This window comes from Streptomyces lanatus (assembly GCF_014655715.1).
Lineage (GTDB): Bacteria > Actinomycetota > Actinomycetes > Streptomycetales > Streptomycetaceae > Streptomyces > Streptomyces lanatus.
In genome coordinates this window covers 170462-196928 of sequence record NZ_BNBM01000016.1, presented here as the reverse complement: position 1 = coordinate 196928, position 26467 = coordinate 170462, and the positions used below count along the sequence as shown (strand labels likewise).

The 26467-nt window shown below is 71.6% G+C and carries 27 protein-coding genes; 12 read left to right on the top strand and 15 right to left on the bottom strand.

Features of this window, described 5'->3' with window-relative positions; genetic code table 11:
- Positions 1-11 precede the first annotated feature (11 nt).
- Genes IE325_RS34220 through IE325_RS34210 form a run of 3 tightly spaced genes read left to right on the top strand, consistent with a single transcriptional unit; the run spans position 12 to position 2250 of the window.
- Positions 12-770, top strand: a complete 759-nt coding sequence (locus tag IE325_RS34220) for a LamB/YcsF family protein (protein WP_190074006.1) — start codon at positions 12-14, stop codon at positions 768-770.
- Positions 767-1384, top strand: coding sequence for a 5-oxoprolinase subunit PxpB (pxpB, locus tag IE325_RS34215; RefSeq protein WP_190074005.1), 618 nt, complete (start codon positions 767-769; stop codon positions 1382-1384). Before IE325_RS34220 ends, pxpB begins: the two co-directional genes overlap by 4 nt.
- Positions 1381-2250 carry a 5-oxoprolinase subunit C family protein gene (locus tag IE325_RS34210; RefSeq protein ID WP_190074004.1) on the top strand — a complete coding sequence of 290 codons (870 nt, stop codon included), beginning with the start codon at positions 1381-1383 and terminating at the stop codon, positions 2248-2250. Before pxpB ends, IE325_RS34210 begins: the two co-directional genes overlap by 4 nt.
- A gap of 20 nt (positions 2251-2270) precedes the next feature.
- Here the strand turns inward: IE325_RS34210 and IE325_RS34205 are convergent, their stop codons facing one another.
- The 5 genes from IE325_RS34205 to IE325_RS34185 form a co-directional block, all read right to left on the bottom strand.
- Positions 2271-3227: an SGNH/GDSL hydrolase family protein gene (locus IE325_RS34205; protein ID WP_190074003.1), complete on the bottom strand. Its 957-nt coding sequence runs from the start codon at positions 3225-3227 to the stop codon at positions 2271-2273.
- Positions 3224-4384 carry a glycosyltransferase gene (locus IE325_RS34200; RefSeq protein WP_190074002.1) on the bottom strand — a complete coding sequence of 387 codons (1161 nt, stop codon included), beginning with the start codon at positions 4382-4384 and terminating at the stop codon, positions 3224-3226. The genes IE325_RS34205 and IE325_RS34200 overlap by 4 nt, the downstream gene beginning before the upstream one ends.
- Positions 4381-5511 (bottom strand): glycosyltransferase family 4 protein, encoded by a 1131-nt coding sequence (locus IE325_RS34195; RefSeq protein WP_190074001.1) that lies wholly within the window; start codon positions 5509-5511, stop codon positions 4381-4383. Before IE325_RS34195 ends, IE325_RS34200 begins: the two co-directional genes overlap by 4 nt.
- Positions 5512-5709: 198 nt before the next feature.
- Positions 5710-7128: a HEAT repeat domain-containing protein gene (locus IE325_RS34190; RefSeq protein ID WP_190074000.1), complete on the bottom strand. Its 1419-nt coding sequence runs from the start codon at positions 7126-7128 to the stop codon at positions 5710-5712.
- A gap of 301 nt (positions 7129-7429) precedes the next feature.
- Complete coding sequence (locus IE325_RS34185) at positions 7430-7822, bottom strand: ankyrin repeat domain-containing protein (protein ID WP_190073999.1); 393 nt, start codon at positions 7820-7822, stop codon at positions 7430-7432.
- Between the two features lie 315 nt (positions 7823-8137).
- On the opposite strand from IE325_RS34185, the gene IE325_RS34180 reads away from it, so the two are divergent.
- Both IE325_RS34180 and IE325_RS34175 read left to right on the top strand, forming a co-directional pair.
- Positions 8138-8332, top strand: a complete 195-nt coding sequence (locus IE325_RS34180) for a hypothetical protein (RefSeq protein ID WP_004002760.1) — start codon at positions 8138-8140, stop codon at positions 8330-8332.
- 40 nt (positions 8333-8372) lie between these two features.
- Positions 8373-10004, top strand: coding sequence for an ATP-binding cassette domain-containing protein (locus IE325_RS34175; RefSeq protein ID WP_190073998.1), 1632 nt, complete (start codon positions 8373-8375; stop codon positions 10002-10004).
- A gap of 114 nt (positions 10005-10118) precedes the next feature.
- Here the strand turns inward: IE325_RS34175 and IE325_RS34170 are convergent, their stop codons facing one another.
- The gene (locus tag IE325_RS34170) at positions 10119-11618 is read right to left on the bottom strand and encodes an SCO1417 family PLP biosynthesis transcription factor (protein WP_190073997.1); all 1500 of its coding nucleotides are present in this window, start codon (positions 11616-11618) and stop codon (positions 10119-10121) included.
- A 64-nt stretch (positions 11619-11682) separates the two neighbouring features.
- On the opposite strand from IE325_RS34170, the gene yczE reads away from it, so the two are divergent.
- From yczE to IE325_RS34150, 4 genes are all read left to right on the top strand, one after another.
- A complete protein-coding gene (gene yczE / locus IE325_RS34165; RefSeq protein ID WP_190073996.1) occupies positions 11683-12399 on the top strand; it encodes a membrane protein YczE in 717 nt (238 codons plus the stop codon).
- Entirely contained in the window at positions 12396-13166 is a 771-nt protein-coding gene (locus tag IE325_RS34160) for a glycerophosphodiester phosphodiesterase family protein (protein WP_190073995.1), read from the top strand. The genes yczE and IE325_RS34160 overlap by 4 nt, the downstream gene beginning before the upstream one ends.
- Positions 13167-13226: 60 nt before the next feature.
- Positions 13227-14585 (top strand): MFS transporter, encoded by a 1359-nt coding sequence (locus tag IE325_RS34155; RefSeq protein ID WP_190073994.1) that lies wholly within the window; start codon positions 13227-13229, stop codon positions 14583-14585.
- A gap of 278 nt (positions 14586-14863) precedes the next feature.
- The gene (locus tag IE325_RS34150; protein ID WP_003977404.1) at positions 14864-15238 is read left to right on the top strand and encodes an RNA polymerase-binding protein RbpA; all 375 of its coding nucleotides are present in this window, start codon (positions 14864-14866) and stop codon (positions 15236-15238) included.
- Between the two features lie 146 nt (positions 15239-15384).
- Here the strand turns inward: IE325_RS34150 and fxsA are convergent, their stop codons facing one another.
- The 4 genes from fxsA to IE325_RS34130 all read right to left on the bottom strand — a co-directional run bounded on the left by fxsA (position 15385) and on the right by IE325_RS34130 (position 19443).
- Positions 15385-15939, bottom strand: a complete 555-nt coding sequence (gene fxsA / locus IE325_RS34145; protein ID WP_190073993.1) for an FxsA family membrane protein — start codon at positions 15937-15939, stop codon at positions 15385-15387.
- A gap of 47 nt (positions 15940-15986) precedes the next feature.
- Positions 15987-16787: a polyprenol monophosphomannose synthase gene (locus tag IE325_RS34140; RefSeq protein ID WP_190073992.1), complete on the bottom strand. Its 801-nt coding sequence runs from the start codon at positions 16785-16787 to the stop codon at positions 15987-15989.
- Positions 16788-17345: 558 nt separating this feature from the next.
- Positions 17346-18950: an amidohydrolase gene (locus IE325_RS34135; RefSeq protein WP_190073991.1), complete on the bottom strand. Its 1605-nt coding sequence runs from the start codon at positions 18948-18950 to the stop codon at positions 17346-17348.
- A gap of 52 nt (positions 18951-19002) precedes the next feature.
- Positions 19003-19443, bottom strand: coding sequence for an Lrp/AsnC family transcriptional regulator (locus tag IE325_RS34130; protein WP_190073990.1), 441 nt, complete (start codon positions 19441-19443; stop codon positions 19003-19005).
- A gap of 268 nt (positions 19444-19711) precedes the next feature.
- On the opposite strand from IE325_RS34130, the gene IE325_RS34125 reads away from it, so the two are divergent.
- Positions 19712-20149 (top strand): hypothetical protein, encoded by a 438-nt coding sequence (locus tag IE325_RS34125; RefSeq protein ID WP_190073989.1) that lies wholly within the window; start codon positions 19712-19714, stop codon positions 20147-20149.
- Between the two features lie 10 nt (positions 20150-20159).
- Here IE325_RS34125 and IE325_RS34120 read toward each other — a convergent pair whose 3' ends face one another.
- Together IE325_RS34120 and IE325_RS34115 are read right to left on the bottom strand one after the other, a co-directional pair.
- Positions 20160-21281: a phosphotransferase family protein gene (locus IE325_RS34120; protein ID WP_190073988.1), complete on the bottom strand. Its 1122-nt coding sequence runs from the start codon at positions 21279-21281 to the stop codon at positions 20160-20162.
- A gap of 12 nt (positions 21282-21293) precedes the next feature.
- Positions 21294-22391, bottom strand: a complete 1098-nt coding sequence (locus IE325_RS34115) for an Rv3169 family protein (RefSeq protein ID WP_491590972.1) — start codon at positions 22389-22391, stop codon at positions 21294-21296.
- Between the two features lie 140 nt (positions 22392-22531).
- Here IE325_RS34115 and IE325_RS46320 point away from each other — a divergent pair, with 140 nt between their 5' ends.
- Positions 22532-22783 carry a hypothetical protein gene (locus IE325_RS46320; protein ID WP_229912193.1) on the top strand — a complete coding sequence of 84 codons (252 nt, stop codon included), beginning with the start codon at positions 22532-22534 and terminating at the stop codon, positions 22781-22783.
- Here the strand turns inward: IE325_RS46320 and IE325_RS34110 are convergent.
- Positions 22746-23918: an acyl-CoA dehydrogenase family protein gene (locus tag IE325_RS34110; RefSeq protein WP_190073987.1), complete on the bottom strand. Its 1173-nt coding sequence runs from the start codon at positions 23916-23918 to the stop codon at positions 22746-22748. The two genes, IE325_RS46320 and IE325_RS34110, sit on opposite strands and share 38 nt — an antisense overlap.
- 333 nt (positions 23919-24251) lie before the next feature.
- On the opposite strand from IE325_RS34110, the gene IE325_RS34105 reads away from it, so the two are divergent.
- Complete coding sequence (locus IE325_RS34105; protein WP_190073986.1) at positions 24252-25490, top strand: glycoside hydrolase family 18 protein; 1239 nt, start codon at positions 24252-24254, stop codon at positions 25488-25490.
- Positions 25491-25554: 64 nt separating this feature from the next.
- On the opposite strand, the gene IE325_RS34100 is transcribed toward IE325_RS34105, so the two are convergent.
- Both IE325_RS34100 and IE325_RS34095 read right to left on the bottom strand, forming a co-directional pair.
- Positions 25555-26214 carry a TetR/AcrR family transcriptional regulator gene (locus IE325_RS34100; protein ID WP_190073985.1) on the bottom strand — a complete coding sequence of 220 codons (660 nt, stop codon included), beginning with the start codon at positions 26212-26214 and terminating at the stop codon, positions 25555-25557.
- A 98-nt stretch (positions 26215-26312) separates the two neighbouring features.
- The gene (locus IE325_RS34095) at positions 26313-26453 is read right to left on the bottom strand and encodes an SCO1431 family membrane protein (RefSeq protein ID WP_190073984.1); all 141 of its coding nucleotides are present in this window, start codon (positions 26451-26453) and stop codon (positions 26313-26315) included.
- Positions 26454-26467: the final 14 nt, after the last annotated feature.

Sequence of the window (26467 nt, the reverse complement as noted above, 5' to 3'; positions counted from 1 at the left end):
ACGACTGATCCATGACCTCGATCGATCTCAACGCCGACCTCGGCGAGGGCTTCGGCCGCTGGCGGCTCACCGATGACGAACGGCTGCTGTCGGTCGTCACCAGCGCCAACGTGGCCTGCGGCTTCCACGCCGGGGACGCGGCCACCATGCGCCGGGTGTGCGAGCAGGCCGCCGAGCGCGGGGTGCGGATCGGGGCCCAGGTCTCCTACCGGGACCTCGCGGGGTTCGGGCGGCGTGCGATGGACGTGCCGCCCGCCGAGTTGGCGGCCGAAGTGGCGTACCAGATCGGCGCCCTGGAGGTCTTCGCGCGAGCGGCGGGCACGCGCGTGTCGTACGTCAAGCCGCATGGCGCGCTCTACAACCGCGTGGTGCACGACGAGGAGCAGGCCGGTGCGGTCGTCGACGGCGTGCTCCTGGCCGACGCCACGCTGCCCGTGCTCGGCCTGCCCGGCTCACGGCTGCTGGAACTGGCCGCCAAGGCCGGGCTCCCGGCGGTCACGGAGGCGTTCGCCGACCGCGCGTACACCGAGCGGGGCACGCTGGTCCCGCGCGGCCAGGACGGCGCCTTGGTGACCGACCCGGAGGCCGTCGTGGCGCGCTCGGTAGGCCTGGCCCGCTCGGGCGAGGTCACCTCCCACGCCGGGACACGGGTCGAGGTACGCGCGCGTTCCCTGTGCCTGCACGGCGACACGCCCGGCGCCGTCGAGCTGGCCCATCGCGTGCGGGCACGGTTGGAGGCGTCGGGTGTCCGGGTGGAGGCCTTCGTATGAGGGCGCTGCCCGTCGGTGACGACGCCCTGCTCGTCGAGGTGTCCTCGGGCGAGGAGGCCCAGGCGCTGCACACGGAGTTGCTGCGGCGCCGTGCCGAGGGCACGCTGTCGGTCCGTGAGATCGTCCCCGCGGCCCGCACGGTCCTGCTGGACGGCCTCGCCGACCCGGCCCGCCTCGCCTCCGAACTGACCACGTCCGAAGTGCCGCCCGTTCCCCGACGCGCGCGTGCGGCCGTCGAACTCCCGGTGCGCTACGACGGCCCCGACCTGGCCGATGTCGCCGCGCACTGGGGCGTGTCCCCGCGCGAGGTGGCCCGTATCCACGCGGGCACCGAATTCAGCGTCGCCTTCTGCGGCTTCGCGCCCGGGTTCGGCTATCTCACCGGTCTGCCGCAGCGCTACGACGTCCCGCGCCGGGCCACTCCGCGCACGGCCGTCCCGGCGGGCGCGGTCGCGCTGGCGGGGCCGTACACGGGCGTGTACCCGCGTTCGTCGCCGGGCGGCTGGCAGCTGATCGGCACCACGGACAGCGTGCTGTGGGACCACACGCGCGTGCCGGCCGCGCTGTTGTCACCGGGCACGCGCGTGCGCTTCGTTCCGGTGGGGAGCTCATGACCGACCGCGCGCTGTCCGTCGTCCGCGCGGGCGCGCTGACGACCGTGCAGGACCTCGGCCGTCCCGGCCACGCCCACCTCGGCGTCCCCCGCTCCGGGGCGCTGGACGGGCCCGCGGCGGCCCTGGTGAACCGGCTGGTCGGCAACGCCCCCGAGGCGGCCGTACTGGAGACCACGCTCAACGGCTGCACGGTGCGGCCTCGTTCGACGGTCACCGTGGCGGTCGGCGGAGCGCCCTGCCGGGTCACGGTGGACGGACGCCCCGTCCCCTGGGGCGCTCCGGTGCGCGTGCCCGCGGGTTCGCTCCTCGATGTCGGCGCGGCCGATTCAGGCGTACGCGGCTATGTGGGCGTCTCCGGTGGCGTCGCCGTCGAGCCGGTCCTGGGCAGCAGGTCCACCGATCTGCTGTCCGGCCTCGGCCCACCGCCCCTCACGGACGGCACGGTGCTGCCCCTGGGCACGCCGACGGGGCTCCACGCGCGCGTGGACGTCGCTCCGCAGCCCGCTCCGCCCGCCGAACTCGTCCTGCGCGTGACGCTCGGCCCGCGCGACGACTGGTTCACGCCGCGCGCGGTGCGTGCTTTCACCTCCCGCGTGTACCGCGTCTCACCCGCGAGCAACCGCATCGGTCTGCGCACCGAGGGCCCGGCCCTGGAACGGGCGCTGGCCCGCGAACTCCCCAGCGAGGGCGTGGTCCTGGGCGCGGTCCAGGTGCCGCCCGACGGCCGGCCGGTCGTCTTCCTCGCCGACCACCCGACGACGGGCGGCTACCCGGTGATCGCCGTCGTCCGCGCGGCCGACCTCCCGGCCGCCGCACAGGCGATACCGGGCACTCCGGTGCGCTTCGTGGCCGTACGCCGCCGCTGACACCCGCCTCTGTACCCGCGTTACGCCGCCTCCGGTTCGGGCGAGCGCTGTCCTGGCACGGGCATCGTGAATCCCTCCGGCAGGGTCAGATGCTGGGGCAGCACGATGGGCTGCGGCGCCCGCCGGTACTCCCCCGACCCCACGGACTCAGGCATCCCCAGCGCCGCCAGCGCCCTCGACACCGAGTGTGCCGCTCGCAGATCGAGCCGGTCGCTGGTGCCCCGCGCGCGGTGCCGTATCTCCACGGCGGCGAGACGGACCAGTTGCGGCAGCAGGTCGTTGCACCGCCGGATCACCCAGGCGGTACCCGCGGTCGCCAGCCACAGCACGCTCGCCGACTTGGTGGGCGGCGCGAACTCGGGCTCGGGCGACGGCGCCGCCTCCGTCCCGATCCCCCGGTGCCTCAGCATCGCGTGGAAGCGCAGGGCGATCTGCCGGTGCCCGCGCTCCCCGGGATGCAGCCGGTCCGCGCTCCACATCGCGCGGTCCATGATCCAAGCGTCGTCGACGGCGTGCAGATGCACCGCCCCGTACCGCTCGGACAGTGTGTGGACCACGGTGTTGACGGCCCGTTGCCTGCGGGCCAGCGGATTGCCCAGGATCCCCGGCAGCCCCAGCATGGTGCCCGGATCGGGCAGACAGGCGGTCAGCACGGCCGTGCCCTGCCGGGTGAACGACTCGTACACCTTGTCGAGGCGCTGGGCGATCTTCTCGATGTCGAAGGTGCTGCGCAGGGTGTCATTGACGCCCACCAGGACGGACGCGACGTCGGGGCGCAGCTCCAGCGCGGCCGGCAGCTGCTTCTCCAGCACGTCCCGCGTCTGCGCCCCGCTCACCGCGAGGTTGGTGAACTCGGCGGACGGTTCGGACAGCCCCCCGGCGAGCAGCGCGGCCCAGCCGCGCCACCCGTTCCCCACGGGATCGCCCACCCCCTCGGTCAGGGAGTCACCGAGGGCGACGTAGCGGAGCGGTCTCATGCCGCGCCCTCCGCACGCACGAAGGGACGCGCCGGCAGAGCCGCGTCGTGCGCGGTGAGGAAGGCGTCCACCGCCGTGCCCCAGCCGAAGCACTCCGCACGCGCGCGTGCCGTCTCCCGGCGCTCGCGCTCGGGACGGGCGAGGAGCATCTCCACGGCGTCCGCGAAGGCGTCCCCGTTGTCCGCGGCGGTGGCTCCGGCGGCACCGATCACCTCCGGCAGCGCGGAGGACGCGCTCGCCACCACCGGCGTACCGCAGGCCATGGCCTCCAGCGCGGCGAGCCCGAACGTCTCGGCCGGACCCGGGGCCAGGGCCACGTCCGCTGAGGCCTGGAGCGCACCGAGCAGGCTGCGGTCGGCGACATGCCCGAGGAAGGTCACCGGCAGATCGCGCTCCTGCGCCCGCTTCTCGAGACCCGCGCGCAGCGGCCCGTTCCCGGCGACCACGAGCACGGCGCGCACTCCGCGCCGACGCAGGGCCTCCAGGGCGTCCAGGGCGGTGCCGGGCCGCTTTTCCACGGAGAGCCGGGAGCACATCACTAGCAGCGTCTCGTCGGCACGCGCGTGCGTGCCGCGCAGCGCCGCGTCGCGCAGGGTGGGCCGCCGGTTCATCAGATCGACGCCCAGCGGGGCCCGTACGACATTGCGGGCGCCGATCCGCACGAACTCCCGCTCGGCGAACTCGGTGGTGCACACGACCTTCGAGTACGTGTGGGCGGTACGGACGTTGAGGGCGTCGGCGGCGCGCCGGGACAGGTTCTCCGACAGGCCCCAGGTGCGCAGCACGCCGTCGGCGGTCTCGTGGGAGACCATCACGGCGGGGACCCGGGCCCGCCGCGCCCACCTGCCGGTCCAGCGCAGCGTGGTGCGGTCGGAGACCTCCAGGCGGTCCGGGCCGAGCGCCTCCAGGAGGGTCTGGACCCGCCGCTTGTCGACGAGGACGCGATAGCCGCCGGTGCCGGGCAGCATCGGCCCGGGCAGGGTGATCACACGGCCCTGCTCGGTCTCGCAGTCGCTGTACTTCTCACCGGGCACGATCAGGACGGGCTCGTGCCCGGCCAGCTTGAAGCCCTTGCCCAGCTCGCGCAGTGCGGTCCGCAGCCCTCCTGAGGCGGGTGCGACGAAGTTCGCGAGCCGGACGATCCGCAGGCCGGTCATGCCGCCACCACCGCCCGGCGCGCGGCGAGCACATCGCCGTAGTGCCCGATCAGCTGGTCGCCGATGGCCGCCCAGGTGCGGCCATTGACCGTGTCATGTCCGGCGGCGCCGTACGCGGCCCGGAGCGCCGGGTCGGCGACCAGGGACCGCACGGCGTTCCGTACGGCGTCGGCGTCGCGCGGCGGCACCAGCAGGCCGGTGCGGCCGTGGTCGACCAGGTCGAGCGGACCGCCCGCGGCGGGCGCGACGACGGGCACACCGCTGGCCATGGCCTCCTGCACGGTCTGGCAGAAGGTCTCGAAGGGGCCGGTGTGGGCGAAGATGTCGAAGGAGGCGAAGATCCGGGCGAGGTCGTCGCCACCGCGGCGGCCCAGGAAGACCGCGCCGGGCAGCGCCTCGGCGAGCGCGGGCTGGCTCGGCCCGTCACCGACGATGACGACCTTGACGCCCGCCAGACCGCACACACCGGAGAGCAGCTCGATGTGCTTCTCCGGGGCGAGCCGCCCGACATAGCCGACGATGACCTCGCCGTTCGGGGCGATCTCACGGCGCAGCTTCTCGTCGCGGAGCTCGGGGCGGAAGCGGGCGGTGTCCACGCCGCGTGCCCACAGCTTGAGCCGGGGAACTCCGTGCGCCTCCAGGTCGTTCATGGAAGCGCTGGAGGGGACGAGCGTGAGGTCGGCGGCGGAGTGGACGGACCGTATGCGGCGCCAGGCGGCGGCCTCGCCGGCGCCCATGTAGGTGCGGGCGTATCCGGCCAGGTCGGTCTGGTAGACGGCGACGGCGGGGATGCCGAGCCGGGCGGCGGCGGCCATACCGCGCACGCCGAGGACGAAGGGGCTGGCCAGGTGCACGATGTCGGGCTGGTGCTGGATCAGCGCGGCGGCGAGGCGCCGGCTGGGGAGCGCGACCCTGACCTGGGGATAGCCGGGGAGCGGTAGGGAGGGGACATGGACGACGGGGCAGGGCGCCAGCGAGGCGGCTGCCTTGTTCCCGGGAGCGGGAGCGGGTGCGACGACGAGGGGAGCGTGACCGCGATCGACGAGGTGTCGGGCGGTCTGGAGCGCGCAGTGGGCCACGCCGTTCACATCGGGGGGAAAGGATTCGGTCACGATGACGACACGCATACCGGTGTTGTCGCCGTGCTGGACGTGGCCGCGTCAAAGTGGATCTTTCCGAACGATAAACGTCCCATGAGCGTTCCGCTGCGCACCCGAGCGGGTCAGGTCGCGTCCATGCGCGCCTGACCCGTCGGTCATCCCGTGTTCACCCAGCGGGCGGATCTCCGCGAGATTCACAGGGTGAACACATGTCCCGCGCGGCGCTCAGCCGGCGCTCGCGTCCGGTCCGATCCGGCTGCGTACGGCGGTCTGGACCTCGGCCTCCTCGGCCGGGTCGGCGGCGAGCCGGCGCAGTCGCTCCACGACGCGTGTGTCCCCGGTCTCGGCGTGCCGGGCGGCGATCTCGCGGGTGGTCTCCTCGCAGTCCCACAGGCATTCGACGGCGAATCCGGCCGCGAAGGAGGGGTCGGTGGCGGCGAGGGCGCGGGCGGTGCGGCCGCGCAGATGAGAGGAGGCGGTCTCCCGGTAGACATGGCGCAGCACGGGGGCGGCGCAGGCGATGCCGAGCCGTCCGGTGCCGTCGACGAGGGTCCACAGGGTCGGGGCGTCGGGGCCTTCGCCTCGGACGGCCTCCCGTAGGGCCGCGAGGACGAGGTCCTTGTCCTCGGCTCCGCCCCGGCAGGCGAGCATGCGTCCGGCGGCGGCGCCCAGGGGATCGGGCCGTCGGGCCCAGCCACGCGCGCGGTCGACGGCTGCGATGCTGCGCATCCGCTCGAAGGCGTCGATGGCGGCCTCCACGACCGCCGATGAGCCGGTGATCACGGCCGCCTCGATCAGGTCGAGGGCATCCGGGTCGTTGCTGTCGGCGAGGTAGCGCAGAGCCGTACAGCGGGCTCCGTCGGTGCCGTCCTTGGCGGCGGCGACGATCTCGGGCCGGTCCTCGGGGCCCGCGACGGCCATGAGGCACCGGGCGGCGGGCACATGGAGCGCGACTCCGCGCTCGATGCCCTGCTGGGCCCACTCGAAGACCGCCTGCACGCTCCACCCCGGACGGGGCCCGGTAGGTCGCATCTGGCGTTGCCAGCGGTCGAAACAGCCGGCCTCCTGGGCGGCACGCACACGCGTGGCGATCGATTCGCGCGGATCCTCGGCCCACAGCCGCCATGGCCGTGGCTCAAAAGCGTCGCGTACGGCGGCGGCCAGCTCGGCCTCGCCCTCGGGATCGGCCGGGAAGCGGGCGAGGACGGGCGCGGCGAGGGCACGCAGCCCCGTGTCGTCGTCCCTGAGCGCGAGTTCGTCCAGCGCCCAGGCCCAGTTGGAGCCCGTGGCGGCGTACCTGCGCAGCAGCGCGAGGGCGTCCCGCCTGCCGTAGGAGGCGAGGTGGCCGAGGACGGCGAGGGCCAGCCCGGTGCGTGACTCCTCGGTGTCGAGGGCGTCCTCGACGTCGAAGAGGTGGGCCTCGATCTCGTCCAGCTCACCGCTGAGGTCGAGATAGAGCCGGGCGTAGTACAGGGAGCGGTTCTCCACCTGCCAGTCGTGGCGGGGGTCCCGCAGCACACAGTGATTGAGGGCCGCGAGCGCTTCGGCTCGCGGGGCGGTGAGCGCGTGCAGTGTTCCGTCGCCGCGGCCCCGCTGGAGCAGGCCGAGCAGCGTACCGCTGGGCGCTATGACCGGTTCGAACATGGGAAACAGCCTCACATCAAGCGTCGACGCAACCGGGGTTCCTGCTTCACCTGGCCGCGTGACAACACGTCGGGGCGCCCGCCGTTTCCTGCTTGCTGTAGACCATCTTCCTCTGCCTCTCGTCGGTGGCCCATGCGGGCCGCATCACGGCCCGCGCGGTGCGGCAACACCTGCCCAGCCATCGCGTCCGTGAATCACGAGGTCATGATGACTCGGCACTTCCGTCTGCCGCGACCGAAATTTCGGCGGCCCTGTACCGCCTCCCCCGTTTTTGGTGTTATCGCTGGTCAGAAGGTTCGGATCAGTGTGCGCCGAACTGTTCGAGCAGGTCCGCCTTGCCGAACATACGGGCCGTGTCGACGGCCGAGGGGGTGCCCGCGGCCGGATCGGCGCCGCCGTCGAGAAGGGCCCTGATCACTTCCGTCTCACCCTTGAAGACGGCACCGGCGAGTGGCGTCTGGCCCCGGTCGTTGACGTGGTCGGCCTCGGCGCCCCGCGCGAGCAGGGCACGCACCGCGTCGGCGTGGCCGTGATAGGCGGCGAGCATCACCAGGGAGTCACCCCGGTCGTTGGTGAGGCCGGCCGGAACGCCCGCGTCGACGTATGCCACGAGCGCCTCGGTCTGCCCCTGCCGGGCCAGATCGAAGATCTTGGTCGCCAGCTCCACGACCTCGGGGTCGGGGGCTTCGGTCATCGCCGGACCGCCTCTCACTGCGAATGGGGACTGCGGGGAACTGCGGGGAGCACGGGTACGACCGGCGAGCGGTGCTCGGCCGTACGAGTGATTCGCCAGCGTACTGGCTAGCGCGGCACATGACCCGATGCACCCGAGGCAAAGATCATCGCAGACACGGTCGAACGCGACACCCAAGCCCATCCGGCCAAGGACACTCCGCCACTTGGGGGAAATCTGACGAATTTCACCCAGTTGCACCTTTTATCGTATAGATACATCCTGTGAGCCTGGAAGTACTCATGGTGACTGTCCCCACCAACCAGGAGCACTCACATGATCCTCTCGATCTCAGGCGTCGTTCTGCTCGGCATCGTCGTCTTCATCTTCTTCCGCAAGGACGGGCTGAAGGCGTCGCACGCCCTGATCTCGGCCCTGTTCGGTTTCTATCTGGCCAGCACGGCCATCGCCCCGAGCATCAAGGCCGGCGGCGAGAGCCTCGCGAGCCTGCTGGGCGGCATCCAGTTCTGACGCCGCCCCACCCGCCCGTACGCACCTGTAGGAGACAGCAGTGGCCCGCCGCCCCCTCCCCCGCATCCTGAGCACAGGCAGCGCGCAGTTCGCCCGGAGCCGGGAGCTGGCCCGGACGCAGTTCGCCCGGAGCCGGGAGCTGGCCCGGACGGCGGGCGACAGCGCCTCCGACGTCCTCCATCCACTGATCACGATCACCCGTGGTCTGCGCCGGCTGGCCGCGGCCGGGCGGCGCAGATGGGCCGAGACCCCCAAGGACAGGCGCGGCCCGCTGCTGTTCATGGTGGCCTCGGTGATCCTGGTCGTGGCGCTCATTCCGTACGGGCCGCTGCTCGCCGTCATCACCCTGATGGCGGCGGCAGCCTGGCAGGGCCGGGACCGCAAGCCTGCGGCACCCGAGGGGCCCGACGAGTCCCAGCTGGAGCGGCTGAGGTCGCTGTACGAGGCGCTGGTCCCGTACTTCTCGACGGCCGACGACCCCTCGCCGCTGTACTCCCATGGCGGCGAGTGGCAGAAGGCCTTCCCGGAGTTCGAGTTCGATGCCACGGGACGGATCGGCCGTCTGCTGATCCACTACCCCGCCTACTTCACCGACGGCGAGGCGCAGGCCCGTGCGCGCATCGAGCATCTGCTGACCACGAAGTCGGGCCGCGGCCGGGAGTACCACTTCGACTGGGACGAGGAGGGCAACGAACTCACCGTCACCGTCCTCGCCCCGCTGCCCACCGACATCGCCGCCCAGCGCTTCGTCACGGCCCCCGGCGAGACGGTCCTGGGCTTCACCGACCCCAGCCGCACCCAGCGCACGCTGCCTCTCACCCACGGCGAGGACCAGCGTGACGTGCCCCCGGTCGTCTGGCGCACCGGCATCCGCTCCACCGAGCCGCACCTGCTGGTCATGGGCCAGCCGGGCAGCGGCACCTCGACCCTCCTGCGCTCCATCGCACTCCAGGCCCTTCAGTACGGCGATGTGGTCATCGTCGAGGGCGGCAGCACCGGCGAGTACGCCTGCCTCACCGGCCGGGACGGCGTCCTTGCCGTCGAGTGCGGGCTGGCCGGGGCGATCGCCAGCCTGGAGTGGGCCGCGACGGAGACGGAACGGCGCCTGATCGCCATCAACCGGGCCCGCCAGGCCGGCAACCCACCGCCGGACGACACCAAGCGTCCGCTGTGGGTCCTGCTGGACCGCCCGACGGTCTTCACCCACCTCGCCGCCGGGGACGGCCGCCGAGACCCGCAGTCCCTGCTCCAGGTCCCCCTCCGACACGGCCGCGCGGCAAACGTCACCGTGGTTGTCGCCGAGCAGTGGGACGCTCTGGACGCCCTGTCCGACGCCGTACGACAGCACACACGCGCGCGTGTCGTGCTCGGCCCGGCGACGGCCCGGCAACTGGAGTCGGTCCTGGGCGCTCCCCCGCACACCACCCCGGTCGCCGACGTCCCACCCGGCCGCGGCTACGCCCGCCTCGGCACCGGCCCGGTCCACCGCCTCCAGGTCCCGGCGACCCCGGACCCGTACGACGACGCGACGAGCGACGCGCATAGGCAGGCGGTAGTGGAACTACTGCCGGAGCGGACGACGCCGGTGGAGGCGGAGCCGATGCCGGACTTGGAGACGTTGGAGAAGCCGGAGCCGATGCCGGCGAAGGCTGTGGCGGCGGAGACGTCGTAGCCGTAATCGCCCCAGCTGCGGGCAGTCGTGCCGCTGGGGCGGCGCACATCCCAAAGAGGGCGGCACCCCGCGAGCGCGGGTAAGCCTCCCCACCCCACCGAACCCCTACGGCACTCACGCCACAAACGCCCGCCCAGACTCCCCGTTCCCCGAAACCCCGCTCTCCACCAACCGCCCCGCCGCAGCCAGCCGCACCGCGGCCTCCTCCGCCACCGCACCCCCCACGGTGAACGGCAACCGCACATACCCCTCAAAGGCCCCGTCCACCCCGAACCGAGGCCCCGACGGCACCCGAACCCCCACCCGCTCCCCCACTTCCGCGAGCCGCGACCCCGAAAGCCCCCCGGTCCGCACCCACAACGTCAATCCACCCCGAGGCACCTCGAACTCCCACCCCGGCAACTCCCGCCGCACGGCAGCAACAAGCGCGTCCCGGTTCTCCCGCGCCTGCCCCCGCCGCATGTCCACGGCCTGCTCCCAACCCCCGGTGCCGAACAGCCAGTTCACGGCCAGCTGTTCAAGAACCGGCGTCCCCAGATCGGCGTAGGCGCGCGCGGCGACAAGGCTGCGGATCACATCCGGAGCCGCCCGCACCCACCCGATCCGCATCCCCGCCCAGAAGGCCTTGCTGGCGGACCCGACGGTGATCACGGTCGACCCGGCGGGGTCGAAGGCGCAGACGGGCCGCGGCATTTCGAGGTCCGGATCCAGCCACAGCTCGCTCATCGTCTCGTCGGCGACGAGCACCGTCCCCGCGGAGCGCGCCGTGTCCACCAGCCGCCGCCGCTGGTCCTCGTCGGCCAGCGCCCCGGTCGGATTGTGGAAGTCGGCCACGACATAGGCGATCCGCGGCGCGGCCTCCCGCAGCACCTGCCGCCAGCGGTCCATGTCCCATCCGGCCAGCCCGTCGGCCATGGCGACGGGCACCAGCCGCGCCCCCGCCTCCCGCATCAGCTGAAGGATGTTGGCGTACGACGGCGACTCCACCGCGATCCGCTCACCGCGCCCGGCGAACAGATGGCAGATCGCATCGATCGCGCCCATCGCCCCGGTGGTCACCATGATCTGCTCGGGCATGGTCGGAATCCCGCGCTCCGTGTACCGCTCGGCGATCATCGACCGCAGCGCGGGCAGCCCGGCCGGGTAGTCGCCGTGGGTGTGGGCGTACGGCGGCAGTTCCTCAAGGGCGCCCTGGACGGCACGGGTGAGCCATGGCTCGGGTGCGGGCAGGGCCGCGCAGCCCAGGTCGATGATGGAGCCGAGCGCCTCGGGCGGCAGCGGTTCGAGACCCCGCGCGGGCAGCGGGTTCCCGGCCGGTACGGCGGTCCAGCTGCCGGCTCCGCGCCGGGACTCCAGGAATCCCTCACTGCGCAGCGCCTCATAGGCCGCCGCCACGGTCGTACGGCTCACGGAGAGCGCGAGGGCCAGTTCCCGCTCGGCGGGCAGCCGCGCGGCGACCGGAACGCGGCCCTCCAGGACGAGCAGCCGGATGCCATCGGCCAACGCCCGGTACGCGGGCGGGCGTTTGCTGCCGGGCCCGGCGGGGCGGTCCTGCTGGGAGGTAAGGAGTCGGGCGAGCTGCGCGGCACCCACCGCGGAAGTCCACTGCGGCATGATTTCCAGTCCACCTTCTCCGAATTGGCCATGGAGAGCATTGCATCCCAAGCCACAGGGTGTCATGCATCAGGCCACTACCACCACAGGGGGGCACGTCTTGTCCACGCAGGGGCGTCTCGCACAACGGCTCACGCAGGGGCATCTCATACGGCGGCTGGCACAGCTCTACATCGGGCTCGCGCTCTACGGCGCCAGCTCGGCGATACTCGTCGAGGCGGGCCTCGGCCTGGAGCCCTGGAACGTGCTGCACCAGGGCCTGGCCGAGCTCAGCGGCCTCACGATCGGCGTCGTCTCGATCTTCATCGGCGCGGCCGTACTGCTCCTGTGGATCCCGTTGCGCCAGCGCCCCGGCCTCGGCACCGTCTCCAATGTCTTCGTGGTCGGCATCGCCATGGACGGCACGCTCGCCCTGCTCCCCGAGGCCCACACCCTGGCCGTACGGATCCCGCTCCTCCTGGCGGGCATCGTGCTCAACGGCGTGGCCACGGGGCTCTATATCGCCGCCCGCTTCGGCCCCGGCCCCCGGGACGGCCTGATGACCGGTCTGCACAAGCGCACCGGCCGCTCGATCCGCCTGATGCGCACGGCCGTGGAGATCGCGGTGGTCGTGACTGGCTTCGCCCTGGGCGGCACCGTCGGCATCGGCACCGTCCTCTACGCGGTGTCCATCGGCCCGCTCGCCCAGGTGTTCCTGCGCGTGTTCGCCGTCCCGTCGGCATCGGACGGCAGCACGGTCGTTGCCACGGGGCAACCCCGGGGAGCGATACTGCGTCCGTGAGCACCACGCGCATACGCCATCCGTATCTCGACCACCCGGGCCCGATCCCGTTCGCCCATCGGGGCGGGGCGGCCGACGGCCTGGAGAACACCGTGCTGCAGTTCCGGCGCGCGGTCGACATGGGCTACCGGTACATCGAGACCGACGTCCACTCCACGCGCGACGGCAAGCTGGTCGCCTTCCACGACTCGACGTTGGACCGGGTCACGGACGGGGCGGGCCGGATCGCCGACCTGCTGTGGGACGACGTGAGCCACGCGCGCGTGGCGGGCAACGAGCCGGTGCCCCTCTTCGAGGAGCTCCTGGAGACCTTCCCCGAGGTGCGCTGGAACGTCGACCTCAAGGCGGAGCCGGCCCTGCACCCCTTCCTTGAGCTCATCGAGCGCATGGACGCCTGGGACCGCGTCTGCGTCGGCTCCTTCTCCGAGGCCCGTGTGATCCGCGCCCAGCGCCTGGCCGGACCGCGCCTGGCGACGTCGTACGGCACCCGGGGGGTGCTGAATCTCCGGCTGCGCTCCTGGGGTGTGCCCGCCGCGCTGCGCCGTTCGGCCGTCGCCGCCCAGGTGCCCGAGGCGCAGTCCGGCATCCAGGTGGTGGACCGGCGCTTCGTCCGGGCCGCCCACGCGCGCGGGCTGCAGGTGCACGTGTGGACCATCAATGATCCCGATGTGATGCACCGGCTCCTCGACCTGGGAGTCGATGGCATCATGACCGATCACATCGACACATTGCGCAAGGTCATGGAGGACCGGGGCGTCTGGGTCTGACCCGGTCATCGCCCGCTCCGCCCTCGCGCGGGATCATCACGGGGAAGCGAGGGGCGCGGGGTGGGCACCGACACCGTGCGGACGGAGGCGGCGGACGACGCCGCCGGGCGCCGCCGCGAGCAACGCGGCTGGTATTTCTACGACTGGGCCTGCTCGGTCTACTCGACCAGCGTGCTCACCGTGTTCCTGGGCCCGTATCTGACGTCGGTCGCCGAGGAGGCGGCGGACGCGGACGGGTTCGTCCATCCGCTGGGCATCCCGGTGCGCGCGGGCTCGTTCTTCGCGTATTCGGTGTCGCTGTCGGTCATCGTGGCCGTGCTGGTGATGCCGCTCGTGGGCGCCGCCGCCGACCGCTCCGGCCGCAAGAAGCCGTTGCTCGCGGTCGCCGCCTATGTGGGGGCCACGGCGACCACGGCGATGTTCTTCCTGGGCGGCGACCGCTATCTGCTCGGCGGTCTCCTGCTGATCGTCGCGAACGCGGCCCAGTCGGTCGCGATGATGCTCTACAACTCCTACCTCCCGCAGATCGCCCCGCCCGAGGAACGCGACGCGGTCTCCTCCCGGGGCTGGGCCTTCGGCTATGCGTCGGGCTCGCTGATGCTGATCGTGAACCTGGTCCTGTACCTGGCACACGACTCCTTCGGGCTCACCGAGAGCATGGCCGTACGGATCTGTCTCGCCTCGGCCGGCCTGTGGTGGGGCGCCTTCGCGCTGATCCCGCTGCGACGCCTGCGCGACCGCCGCTCCTCGACCCGGCCGGCGGCGAAGGAACGGACCGCGATGGGCTTCCGCCAGCTCGCGGCGACGGTCCGCGACATGCGCCGCCACCCGCTGACGCTGGCCTTCCTCCTCGCCTATCTGATCTACAACGACGGCATCCAGACGGTCATCTCCCAGGCCTCGATCTACGGCTCCGAGGAACTGGGCCTCGGACAGTCCACGCTCATCGGCGCCGTGCTGCTGGTCCAGGTCCTGGCGGTGGCCGGGGCGCTGGCGATGGGGCGGCTGGCCCGCATCTACGGGGCGAAACGGACGATCCTCGGTTCACTGATCGCCTGGACGGTGACGCTGGCGGTCGGGTACTTCCTGCCGGCCGGGGCGCCCGCGTGGTTCTTCGTGCTGGCGGGCGGAATCGGGCTGGTGCTGGGCGGCAGCCAGGCCCTGTCCCGGTCCCTGTTCTCGCATCTGGTCCCGCCGGGCAAGGAGGCCGAATACTTCTCGGCGTACGAGATGAGCGACCGGGGCATGAGCTGGCTTGGCCCCCTGCTGTTCGGGCTCACCTACCAGCTGACCGGGAGTTATCGGGACGCGATCATCTCGCTCGTGGCGTTCTTCGTCATCGGGTTCGCCCTGCTCGCGAGGGTCCCGGTGCGCCGGGCGATCAGCGACGCGGGCAATCCGGTGCCGACCACGATTTAGCGTTCCGAACGAAAGGGCGGTAGTGTACGCGTTTGGCCTGCCAGGCGTACCGTTACTGCGCGTCAAAGATGCCGAAACGCTGGGTTACATCTGCTAGCAGATGTGACAAACCGGGCGCCGGTGGGTACGACATTGGTCAGCAAGGCTGCGGCTACGACGGCGACGCACGACCCGGAACGTGACGCGGAACGGGAATCTTTACCGCCGACCGGACGTTGACCGGATGACGACGACAGCGACACCTGTCCTGTGGGCGACAAGCCCGGGAGGCACGATTCATGAGTGAGCGAGCTCTTCGCGGCACGCGCCTCGTGGTGACCAGCTACGAGACGGACCGCGGCATCGACCTGGCCCCGCGCCAGGCCGTGGAGTACGCATGCGAGAAGGGGCATCGTTTCGAGATGCCCTTCTCGGTCGAGGCGGAGATCCCGCCGGAGTGGGAGTGCAAGGTCTGCGGAGCCCAGGCACTCCTCGTGGACGGCGACGGCCCTGAGGAGAAGAAGGCCAAGCCCGCGCGTACACATTGGGACATGCTGATGGAGCGGCGGACCCGCGAGGAACTCGAAGAGGTCCTCGAGGAGCGTCTCGCCGTTCTGCGTTCGGGGGCGATGAACATCGCGGTTCACCCCCGGGACAGCCGCAAGTCCGCCTAGCGGGAAGCCGGTAACAAGCGCACCCGATACCGCAGGTGCCGTACGTCAGTGTGACGTACGGCACCTGCGGTTTCGTGCGTTGCCCTGTGATCGTCGCCCTGTGATCAGCGGGTGAGCCCTGCGTGATCAGCGAGTGAGCCCCGCGATCAGCGGGTGAGCGGCGGCCTCGGCTCCTCGGGCTCGTCGCCCGGCTCCTGCCTGATGACCTCGCCCTGTACGACCTTGCCGTCGGGGCGGTGCATCCGGGCCTGCTGGAAGGCGTCACCGAGTGAACCGGGGGTGGCCTCACGCACCTTGCGCTCGAAGGTCCGCTCGGCATAACCGCTCAGGGCCTTCTGGACCGGCGGGATCAGCAGCAGCAGACCCAGCGCGTCCGAGACCAGACCCGGCAGCATGATCAGCAGGCCGCCCAGCATCATCAGCCCGTTGCCACCGCCGCTCGCCGGGGTGCCGCCGCGCTGCAGAGCCTCGTTCAGCGCCTGGAACGCCCGCCGGCCCGCCCGCTTGATCACCACCGAGCCGAGCACCAGACCGGCGACAAGCAGCAGGAACACGACCAGCCCGCTCGTCGCGCCCGCGACCACGGTCAGCAGCCAGATCTCCAGCACCAGCCACGCGGCGATGCCCAGCGGCAGAAAGGTGCGCAGCCGGGAGCGCCGGGGCCGGGCGGGATACGTCGGGGTCGGTGCGCCAGTCGTCATGCGTCCAGTGTGCCTGGGCCCGGCTCAGAGCGGGATAAGCGGCGGCCCTACGGCTTCGACGGCTTGCCGCGCCCCATCAGCTTGCCCACGCGCTCCTGCGCTCCCCATGTGGTGACCCGCCACAGCGCCTCGACCAGGATGTCGCGGCTCATCTTCGAGTCACCCAGTTCGCGCTCGACGAAGGTGATCGGCACCTCGACGACGTGGTACCCGGCCTTGACCGCGCGGCGGGCGAGGTCGACCTGGAAGCAGTAGCCCTGGGAGGCCACGTCGTCCAGGCCGAGGCCCTGAAGGGTCTCGCGGCGGAAGGCGCGGTAGCCGCCGGTGATGTCGCGCAGCGGCAGGTCCAGGGCGACGCGGGAGTACAGGCTGCCGCCGCGGGAGATGAACTCGCGGGACTTGGGCCAGTTCACCACCCGGCCGCCGGGCACCCAGCGGGAGCCGAGGACCAGATCGGCGCCCTTGAGGGCGGTCAGCAGTCGGGGCAGTTCCTCGGGCTGGTGGGAGCCGTCGGCGTCCATCTCGATCAGGACGCCGTAGTCGTGCTCGATGCCCCAGCGGAAGCCCGCGAGGTAGGCGGCGCCGAGGCCCTCCTTGCCCTTGCGGTGCAGGACCTGGACGTGGTCGTCCTCGGCGGCCAGTTCGTCCGCGAGCTTCCCGGTGCCGTCGGGGCTGTTGTCGTCGGCCACCAGCACATGGGCGTCCGGCACCGCCTTGCGGACCCGGCCGACGATGCTCTTGATGTTCTCCGCCTCGTTATAGGTCGGAATGATCACCAACGCCGTGCCGAGCGGCCCGAACCGCTTCCCCCGGTCCTGTGCCGCGAGATCCCCGTCGCCGTCGTTCACTGCTGCCCCTTCACTTCTGTACGCAGACTTCCACCTTAGTGGGCGCTGCCTGCGCTGACGTGACTGCACGTTCGTATGGCGGTGTCGATTCCACAAGAGCGGGGTAAGTGCGGGTTTCGCGTGACCGTACGCCGGTCTGGCCGATGCTGCGGATGGGGGCCCGGCGCCCTTCGGGCCGACCTGGGAACCGCTGGCTGCGGATCGACCGAAAGCCGTTGTCTACTGAGCGCCCGGGCCCCACCCGGGTCACACCTCCCCGATCGGCCGGAAAGTTCCGTCGTCGCCGCGCGAGCGCTGAGCCTGGCTCCCAGTGGCGGTGCCCCGGTGCGGCACACCGTCCCTGACCCAGCGGCGTTGCGACGGGTTTCCCGGAAGTTCCTCGGTTGTCCGGTCGGGCGTCCGGTGGTGGACTCGGCCGAACCTACCGGCCCCGGGCCGCCGCCTGTCAACAGCCGTTTGACCTGCGGGTTTTCCCCTCCTTCGCTGGTCAGCGCAGAGGATGCGCAGGTCGCGCGACGGGGCGCCGCGCGATGATCGAGTTCGCGCCACCCCGGGAGATCACTCGCCCGGCCGTACGAAGACCGTTCGTCCGCCCACCACCGTGCTGAGGCAGACCGGGAGGTCATGGCCCGGGGTCAGGTCGGGCAGGCCGGGGGTGCCGGAGCGCGGGTCGGTGGACCAGCGCGCTACCCGGTCGTCGGGGGCCTGGACCACCAGTTCGTCGGTGCGCCACACGGCGTAGTCGGCGGGCGCGCCCGGCACCAGGATCCCGGCGTCATCCCGCCCCACGGCCCGCCAGCCGCCGCGCGTGTGCGCCGTGAACGCGGCGCGCACCGACACCCGGTGCTCGGGCGTGTGATGGAAGGCGGCGGCGCGGACCGTGCCCCAGGGGTCGAGGGGTGTGACGGGGCTGTCGGATCCGAAGGCCAGCGGGACCCCGGCCCGCAGCAGGGCCGCGAAGGGGTTCAGGGAACGCGCACGCTCGCCGCCGAGGCGCTGGGCGTACATGCCCTCCTCACCGCCCCACAGCGCGTCGAAGGCGGGCTGCACGGACGCCGTGAGGCCCAGCTCCGCGAAGGCCGCGACGGACTCGGGCGTGAGCATCTCGGCGTGCTCGACCCGGTGCCGGGCGGCCCGGACCCGAGCGAGGCCGACCTTCTCTGCGGCGGCGCGCACGCCCTCCACCACGGCGGTCACGGCGGCGTCGCCGATCGCGTGGAAGCCCGCCTGGAGGCCTGCCTCGGTGCAGGCGGCCACATGGGAGGCGACGTCGGCCGCGTCCAGGTAGGCGGTGCCGGTGTGGGCGGCGTCGGCGTACGGCTGGTGCAGACAGGCGGTGTGCGAGCCGAGGGCGCCGTCGACGAAGAGATCACCGGCCGCGCCGACCGCGCCCAACTCCCGCGCCTTGGCCACGTCCTGCTCGGCCCAGTAGCCGACGACCCGCGGGCCGGCCTCCTCGGCGGCCAGCCGGAGCAGCCCGCTGAAGTCGTCCTCGGAGGAGATGTCCGGCCCGCCGCACTCATGGACGGTGCCGATCCCGAGGGAGGCGGCGTGCGCCAGCGCGGCCCGCTGCGCCTCGATGCGCTGGGCGGGCGTGATGGAGGCGAGCGCGGCGGCCCGTACGGCGTGATGGGCATCGGCGACGAGCGGACCGTCGACGGCTCCGAGGTCGCCGGGCACCATGTCCAGCAGGGCGGTGCTGACGACGGCCGAGTGGACGTCGATACGGGACAGGTACAGCGGCCGCCCACCGGTGGCCTCGTCGAGCTCACCGCGCGTCGGCGGACGCCCGCCGGGCCAGCGGGAGGCGTCCCAACCGTGCCCGAGCAGAACCCGGTCGTCCGGCCGGGCGCCGGCGAAGTCCCGTACCAGACCGAGCGCCGCTTCCAGGGTCGGCGCACCGGACAGGTCGAGCCCGGTCAGGGCGAGGCCCGTGGCGGTGGTGTGCACATGCGCGTCGGTGAACGCGGGGGTGACCAGCGCACCGTCCAGATCGACGACCTCGTCCACGCCCTCGGCGAAGGCGTCGGCGGCCCCTTCGGACCCGACCCAGGCGACCTGCCCGCGCTCCACGACCATCGCGGTGGCGAAGGGATCGGCGGGACTGTGGACTTCCCCTCTACGGAGGAGAACGGTCTGCGGCTGGGCGGAGGTGTCACTCATGGGGAACAGTCTCGCGCCTCAGGCCGCGGGCCTCCGGACAGGGGGCACCGATTCAGATCTTCGGCGGCCTGGCCTCATACGGAGTGGACAGAACCACCGTCGTCCGGGTGGAAACCCCCGCCAGCGACCGCACCCGGGCCAGCAACTCCTCCAGCTCGTGCGGTGTGGCCACCCGCACCTTGAGGATGTAGTTCTCGTCACCCGCCACGCTGTGGCACGCCTCGATCTCGGGAACGTCCGCCAGCCGGTCCGCGATGTCGTCCGGCGCGCTGGGATCGAAGGGTTTCACCGAGATGAACGCGGTCATGGGCAGCCCCACCGCCTCGGGGTCCACGACCGCGGCATAGCCGCGAATGACGCCACGCTGCTCCAGCCGCCGCACCCGCTGGTGCACGGCCGACGTGGACAGGCCGGTGGCCTTGCCCAGGTCGGTGTAGCTCATCCGCCCGTCCTTGACGAGCAGCTGCACGATTTGTCGGTCCAGCTCCTCCATGGCGCAAGAACCTACAGTGCGGCTGATCTCATCGGATACCTCAGCAGCCCAGGTCATGCCCGGTTTGTGATGTGGCGGGGCACCGGCTGTGCGCCGCCTGAGGGACAAACCGGCCGCGACGGGCACCTGCGGGAGGCATGTGACGAAGGCCACAGGCCTCGAACAGGCTCCGTGATGTTCCCGTGATTAACGCCGAGATCAGGCGGGAAGTGCTTGCTGTGGTCGAGGCCGCAGTGCCTTCACGGCCCAGCCCGAGGGGGAGAATCCCATGCAGAGTCTTAAGCGCCCTGGTCGTACCACGCCCAAGCGGCAGCAGCCGGTCATCGAGCCCGCTCCGGAGGGTGTCGAACCCGACGCCCTGGAGGACGACGAGCTCGACGCGTACGACACCTTCGAGATGTACCGGGTGATCTGCCCGGACTGCGCACAGCCCATCGCTCTCCTGGCGGACGAGGACGTCCTGCCGGAGCACGCGCTGTGCGCCTCGCCGTGGAACCCGTTCGGCCTCACGGTCTGCGCCGGTACGGGCCGCCGGGCCGCCGAGGCCCGCTCCGCGGACGAGTCGGACGAGCCCCAGGAGCAGGACACCGCCCTGCTGTTGACGCTCCCTCAGGGGCTGGACTGGCGGACCCAGCCCTTCTCGCACGTCGGCGGGCCGGGCTCGCGCCCCATGCGGGTGCCTGAGATGCGCCGTCAGGCCGCCTGAGCCGCCTCGCTCAACTCCAGTAGCTGCCCTGCACCATGGCTCGCAGGCTGCCGTGGTGCAGGATCAGTGTGTCCGGGTCCGCCGGGACGGCGACTTCGCCGAAGTGGGCCTGGCGGTAGGCGATCCGCAGCATGACGACGGCGTGCCGCAGGGCGGCGTACAGCGTGTAGAAGTCCATGTCACGCGGGGTGTGGCCGGTGAGGTCGGCGTAGCGGGCCTCGATCCGGTCGCGGCGCAGGAAGTCCGGCAGCCCGCGCTGTCCGAAGGCGACCGTCAGGTCCTGGAAGAAGCGGTGCAGATACACCGTCCAGCCGAGGTCGACCTCGCGCGGGGCGAGCGCCGCCATCTCCCAGTCCAGGACGGCCACGGGTTCAAAACCGTCGTAGACGATGTTGCCGATCCGCGCGTCGCCCCAGTTCAGCACCGGCGTGCCCGGTTCGCGCGGCCAGAGTTCCTCCAGCCGTGCGAAGGCGTCCTCGATCAGGGGTGAACGCGCGAGTCCGTCAACCACCCATTCGTAGTAAGCGCGTTGGGCCGTGACGTGCCGCCGCAGTGCGTCCCCGTCACCCGGGAGGGCCAGGAACTCGGCCTCTGCCGCCGGAACTTGGTCGTGCAGCCGGGCCAGCAGCCCGACCGTCGCCGCCTCCAGCCGCTCGCGCTCCTCGTCGCGCGCCGTGTGCAGCCAGTTGCCCTCGTAGGTGTACGGCATGACGTCCGGGGGCACGCGGCCCTCGACGCGCTCCATGACGAAGAAGGGCGCCCCCAGCGGGCCGGGGTCCTCCTCCAGCCACAGCACTTTCGGCACGGGGACGTCGGACCGCTCGGCGACCAGCCGCATCGTCCGGTACTGACGCGGCATGTCGTAGACCGGGAAGACGGTGTACGCCGCCGGATCCGCCGCGAGCCGCAACGCGCAGGCCCGCACGGGCGGTTCGGGGTGGTCGATGCCGAAGGGTTCCGGGTGGTCGATTTCGAAGAGCAGGGTCTCGCTGGACAGCCCGTTGGACTCGGGGACGCTGACGCCGACCGCCTTCGCGCCGGGCAGCCGGGTGCCGAGCCACGCGGTGAGGCGGCGGGTGAGTTCCTCGGGGTCGCGGGTGGTGGTGCGGGGGCGGGGTGCCGTCGCTGCCATGTCCCGAACCCCCTACCGTGCGACCGACTTGAAGTCCGCGAAGCCGCTCGGGTCGTGCCGCCCGAACGAGCCGTGCTCGAAGATCCCGTGGCCTATCCGGCCGTCCAGGCGGAACCGCGCCGCGTGGTCGGTGACGCCGTATGCGGCGAGGGGGTGCGCCTCGGTGAGGTCGTAGGTACGGCGGTCGGTCCAGCCGGGGCCGCGCCAGGTGCCGTGCTGCCAGTCGTCGGCGGGCGGGTACCCGGCGCCGAGGGCGAGCGGGGAGGAGGTGAGGACCTCCACCTCCAGTTCCTGCGGTTTGCGCAGGTCGCCGAGGTGGATGAGGGCGCGTTCGGGGTGGCGGGTGCCCTGGCGGTAGGTGATCTCGGCCTGGGGCCAGCCCAGTTGGGTGTCTCGGTGCCCCTCACGGACCATCGTCGCCTCGTTCAGCGAGCGGTGCCCGTCCGCGTCCTCCTGGATGATCACCATCAGGAACCGGTCCTCGAAGCGGACCGGGCACCAGATCCAGTGGAAGCCCTCGGTCGGATGCTCCTCGGCGAGCCGCCCGCCCTCCTCCCCCGGTATGGGCCGCACCCCCCAACTGCGGTCACGGGTCCCGGTCCACTCACTGACCCTGAACTCCTCACCGGCGACGCGTATCGTCCCCTCCACGCTCCCCGCCTGCACGAAGCGCCGCCCCTCCAAGGTGAGCCGGTCGCCACGCCGCTGGACGTGATGGGGTTCCCACAGGGCCGGGAAGCCGGCGGTCCAGGTGAGGTCGTACGACAGTGAGTCGTCGTCACCGATGAGGCGCAGCCGGCGCAGTGGCTCCTCGACCTCGATCCTGAGCGGACCCACCGCGAGCCGCATCCGGTCCTCGCCGAGCGCGTCCGAGGCCCGTACGGCGTGCAGGGTGTCCCCCGTGCGCAGGGTCGCGTAGGCGTCGATCACCCCGAGGTTCGGGTAGACCCCGAGGCCGAGGATGAGCAGGGCGCGCCCTTGGTGGTCGAGGACATGGAAGATGCAGCGGTCGTAGGCGTTCCGGTCGCCGGTCGCCACGTGCTTCATGGAGAGGGGCACCTGGTGCACCGGGTACTCGTCGAGCGGCACCGGTCGGTCGTCGTCGGTCACGGCAAACCTCCCTGGACGCGGGCTGGGCTGACGGTACGTCAGCCGGCCTCGGGTGGCCAGAGAGGGAACCGGACGCGGGTGAACTCACGCCCGATTCCGACCGGCGGTGACTTGTCCCAGCACCTCCGCGTTGCCCTGGTATGCCCCACACCTATTACGGGACCGGGCCCCAGCGCCGCGTCTTCGTTCCCCGGCCCGCAGGAACGCTTCAGCCGCCGGCTCCCCCACAGCCCCAGGATCCGCCGATCTACCGCGATCTCATGCGCATGTGGGCCGACCGGGGCCGCACCCTGCCCGGGCGCCACGACCCGGAGTGGATCCGGCTCGCGGCGCCGACGGTCAAGCACGGTCAGTTCAGCGTCCCTCGGGACCAGCTAGGTGACGGGCGATGACCATCCGCTGGATCTGGTTGGTGCCCTCGACGATCTGGAGGACCTTGGCCTCGCGCATATAGCGCTCGGCCGGGAAGTCCGCGGTGTAGCCGTACCCGCCGAGGATCTGGACGGCGTCGGTGGTGACCTTCATCGCCGTGTCGGTGCAGTGCAGCTTGGCCATCGCCGCCTGCTTGGCGAACGGCCGGCCCGCGTCCCGGAGCCGTGCCGCCGCCAGATACAGGGCGCGGCCCGCCTCGATCTGGGTGGCCATGTCGGCGAGCATGAAGCGCAGGCCCTGGAAGTCGGCGATGGGCTTGCCGAACTGACGGCGCTCGGTCGCGTACGCCACCGCCTCGTCGAGCGCGGCCTGGGCGACGCCGATGGCGCAGGCCGCGATGCCGAGCCGGCCGGAGTCGAGGGCGGACAGGGCGATGGCGAAGCCCTGACCCTCGTCGCCGAGCCGCCGGTCGTCGCCGACCCGGACGCCGTCGAAGTGGACCTGGGCGGTGGGCGATCCCTTCATGCCCATCTTCTTCTCGGGCACCGCCGCGCTCAGCCCGGCCGCGTCACCGGGCACCAGGAAGGCGCTGATCCCGCGCGGGCCGTCCTCGCCGGTGCGGGCCATGACGGTGTAGAAGTCGGCGATGCCGCCGTGGGTGATCCACGCCTTGGTGCCGCTGATCACCCAGTCGTCGCCGTCCCTCAGCGCCTTCGTGCGCAGCGAGGCCGCGTCGGATCCGGAGGCCGGCTCGGAGAGGCAGTACGCGCCGAGCAGCCCGCCGCCGAGCATCGCGGGGAGGTGCTCGACCTGCTGCTGCTTGCTGCCGTAGGTGGCCAGCGCGTAGGAGGCCAGGGTGTGCACGCTGACGCCGAGGCCGACGGTGAGGCGGACCGCGGCGAGCTCTTCGAGGACCTGGAGGTAGACCTCGTACGGCTGGTCGCCGCCGCCGTATTCGGAGTCGTACGGCAGGCCGAGCAGTCCGGATTCGGAGAGCAGGCGGAAGACCTCGCGCGGGAAGCGTCCGGCGTCCTCCTCCTCGGCCGCCTGCGGGGCGATCTCGCGCTGCGCGATGTCGCGGACGAGCGAGATCAGATCCCGGGCCTCGTCCGTGGGCAGTTGACGGTCCACCGGCTGCGGGGCGCGGTCGGGCATGGCGACGATCCTCCCTGTCGGGCACTTCGGCGGACATCCGCCTTGGGTGGGGCGGCTGCGCCGGGTCTCACTGGTGCCGGGCCGATGCTCGCATTCCCGGGTCTCGGAAGCTGCTGACCAGCGGCTGTGCGCTGTGAGTATGCCCGATCGGAGGCATCCAGTCACCAGTTAACGACCGCTCACTTCAAGAAGTGTCCGACACCTCATGGACCCCTTCAAAATTGGTTCGAACCATTGACGCACTGGTCTAGTCCTTCTACGGTGCCGTTCAACGCATCAGCGCGTCCATGCCAATCGGAGCATGATCCCCTCTCCCCCACGAGGAGACACCCGATGCACCTTTCGCACCGCCCGCGCATCCGGCTGCGGGCCCTTGTGTCCGCCGTGTGCGCGGCCGTCCTCGGCGCCGGTCTGATCGCCGTCGCGGACACCGCCATGGCCGATCCCCCCACCAAGCCGAGACCGACCGCCGGCTCCAAGGTCGTCGGCTACTTCACGGAATGGGGCACCTACGACCGCAAGTACTACGTCAAGAACGTCGAGACCTCGGGCTCGGCGGCCAAGCTGACCCACATCAACTACGCCTTCGGCAATGTCACCGGCGGCAAGTGCGCGATGGGCGACTCCTACGCCGCGACCGAACGCACCTACACCGCCGCCGAGTCCGTGGACGGCGTCGCCGACACCTGGGACCAGCCGCTGCGCGGCACCTTCAACCAGCTGCGTGAGCTGAAGAAGAAGCACCCGGGTCTGAAGGTCCTGTACTCCTTCGGCGGCTGGACCTGGTCGACCGGCTTCGGCGAGGCCGCCCGCAACCCGGCGGCGTTCGCCCAGTCCTGCTACGACCTGGTCGAGAACTCCAAGTGGGCGGATGTCTTCGACGGCATCGACATCGACTGGGAGTACCCGAACGCCTGCGGTGCCACCTGTGACACCAGCGGCCGGGACGCCTTCAAGAACCTGATGTCGGCCGTGCGCGCCAAGTTCGGCTCCGGCAACCTGGTCACCGCGGCGATCACGGCCGACGCCACGAGCGGCGGCAAGATCGACGCGGCGGACTACGCGGGCGCGGCGCAGTACGTCGACTGGTACAACCCGATGACGTACGACTTCTTCGGCGCCTGGGACGCGACCGGCCCGACGGCTCCGCACTCGCCGCTGAACTCCTACTCCGGTATCCCGAAGGCGGAGTTCCACACCTCGGCGACCATCGCCAAGCTCAAGGGCCTCGGCATCCCGTCGTCCAAGCTGCTGCTCGGCGTCGGCTTCTACGGCCGCGGCTGGACCGGCGTGACCCAGGCCGGCCCCGGCGGCACGGCGACCGGAGCGGCACCCGGCACCTACGAGGCGGGCATCGAGGACTACAAGGTCCTCAAGACCAAGTGCCCGGCGACGGGGACGGTCGGCGGCACCGCGTACGCCAAGTGCGGGAGCGAGTGGTGGAGTTACGACACCCCCGCGACCATCGGCACGAAGATGGCGTACAAGAACCAGCAGGACCTGGGCGGAACCTTCTTCTGGGAGCTGAGCGGGGACACGGCGAACGGTGAACTGATCAAGGCGATCAACTAGCCGGTCCCACGGGGGGCTTGGGGCGGAGGACCACGAGACCTCCGCCCCATGCGCATGCCAGGGGTCAGTCGTCCCTGCGGGCCGGGTCCGGGGCGCGGTAGGCGGGGTCCAACTCCTCGATGGAGCGCATGGCGCCGCCGAGCATCTTGACCAGGAGTTCGCGCATGGTGTCGCGGGGCAGTTCGGGGCGGGCTATCCAGTCGAGGGTGGCGCCCTCGACGCTGCACACCCAGGCGAGCAGGCCCATGCGGGGCAGGGGGCCGATGTCGGTACGGCCGTAGGCGCCCTCGGCGATGGTGGCGACGATCGCCTCGCGCACGCCGTCCCGGATGGCGTGCACCTCGGTGTCGAAGCCGACGCCACCGCTGACGATGGTGCGGTAGGCGGCCTGGTTGTGCTCGGCGTAGCGCAGATAGCTGTCGATGGTGCGGTGGACCCGGTCCACCGGCTTCATCTCGACGCCACTCGCCGCATACGTGACCAGGTCGGCGACGGAGTCCTGGATGATCGCCAGGTAATAGCCGCGCTTCGACTGGAAGTAGTAGTAGATGAGCCCCTTGGCGACATGGGCCTGCCTGGCGATGTCGTCCATGGAGAGCGCGTCGTACGACGTGTCGGCGAACAGCTTTCGCCCGATGGCGATGAGTTCGGCACGGCGCGCCACCGAGCGTTCGGTGCCGCGGGCCCGGGGACGGGCCGCGTCGCGCTGTTGACTGATATTCAATTTAGACCCTGTTTGTTCAACGGGCGTCGGGACATCCGCAGTATGTCAGACCTTCACCGGCCGCTCGTTCGAAAGTCCGGGCCTCCGGAAGCGTCGGCTCAGAGCAGGCCGAGCTGGGTGATGAGCATCGCGACGACCACGACGAGGGTCCACCCCAGGACATGCTCGACGATCTTCGGGCCGTCTTCCCCGGGCCCGCCGGTGCGGGCCCGGGCGGCGGTGGCTGAGTGCGCGGTCATATGCCCACCTTGCC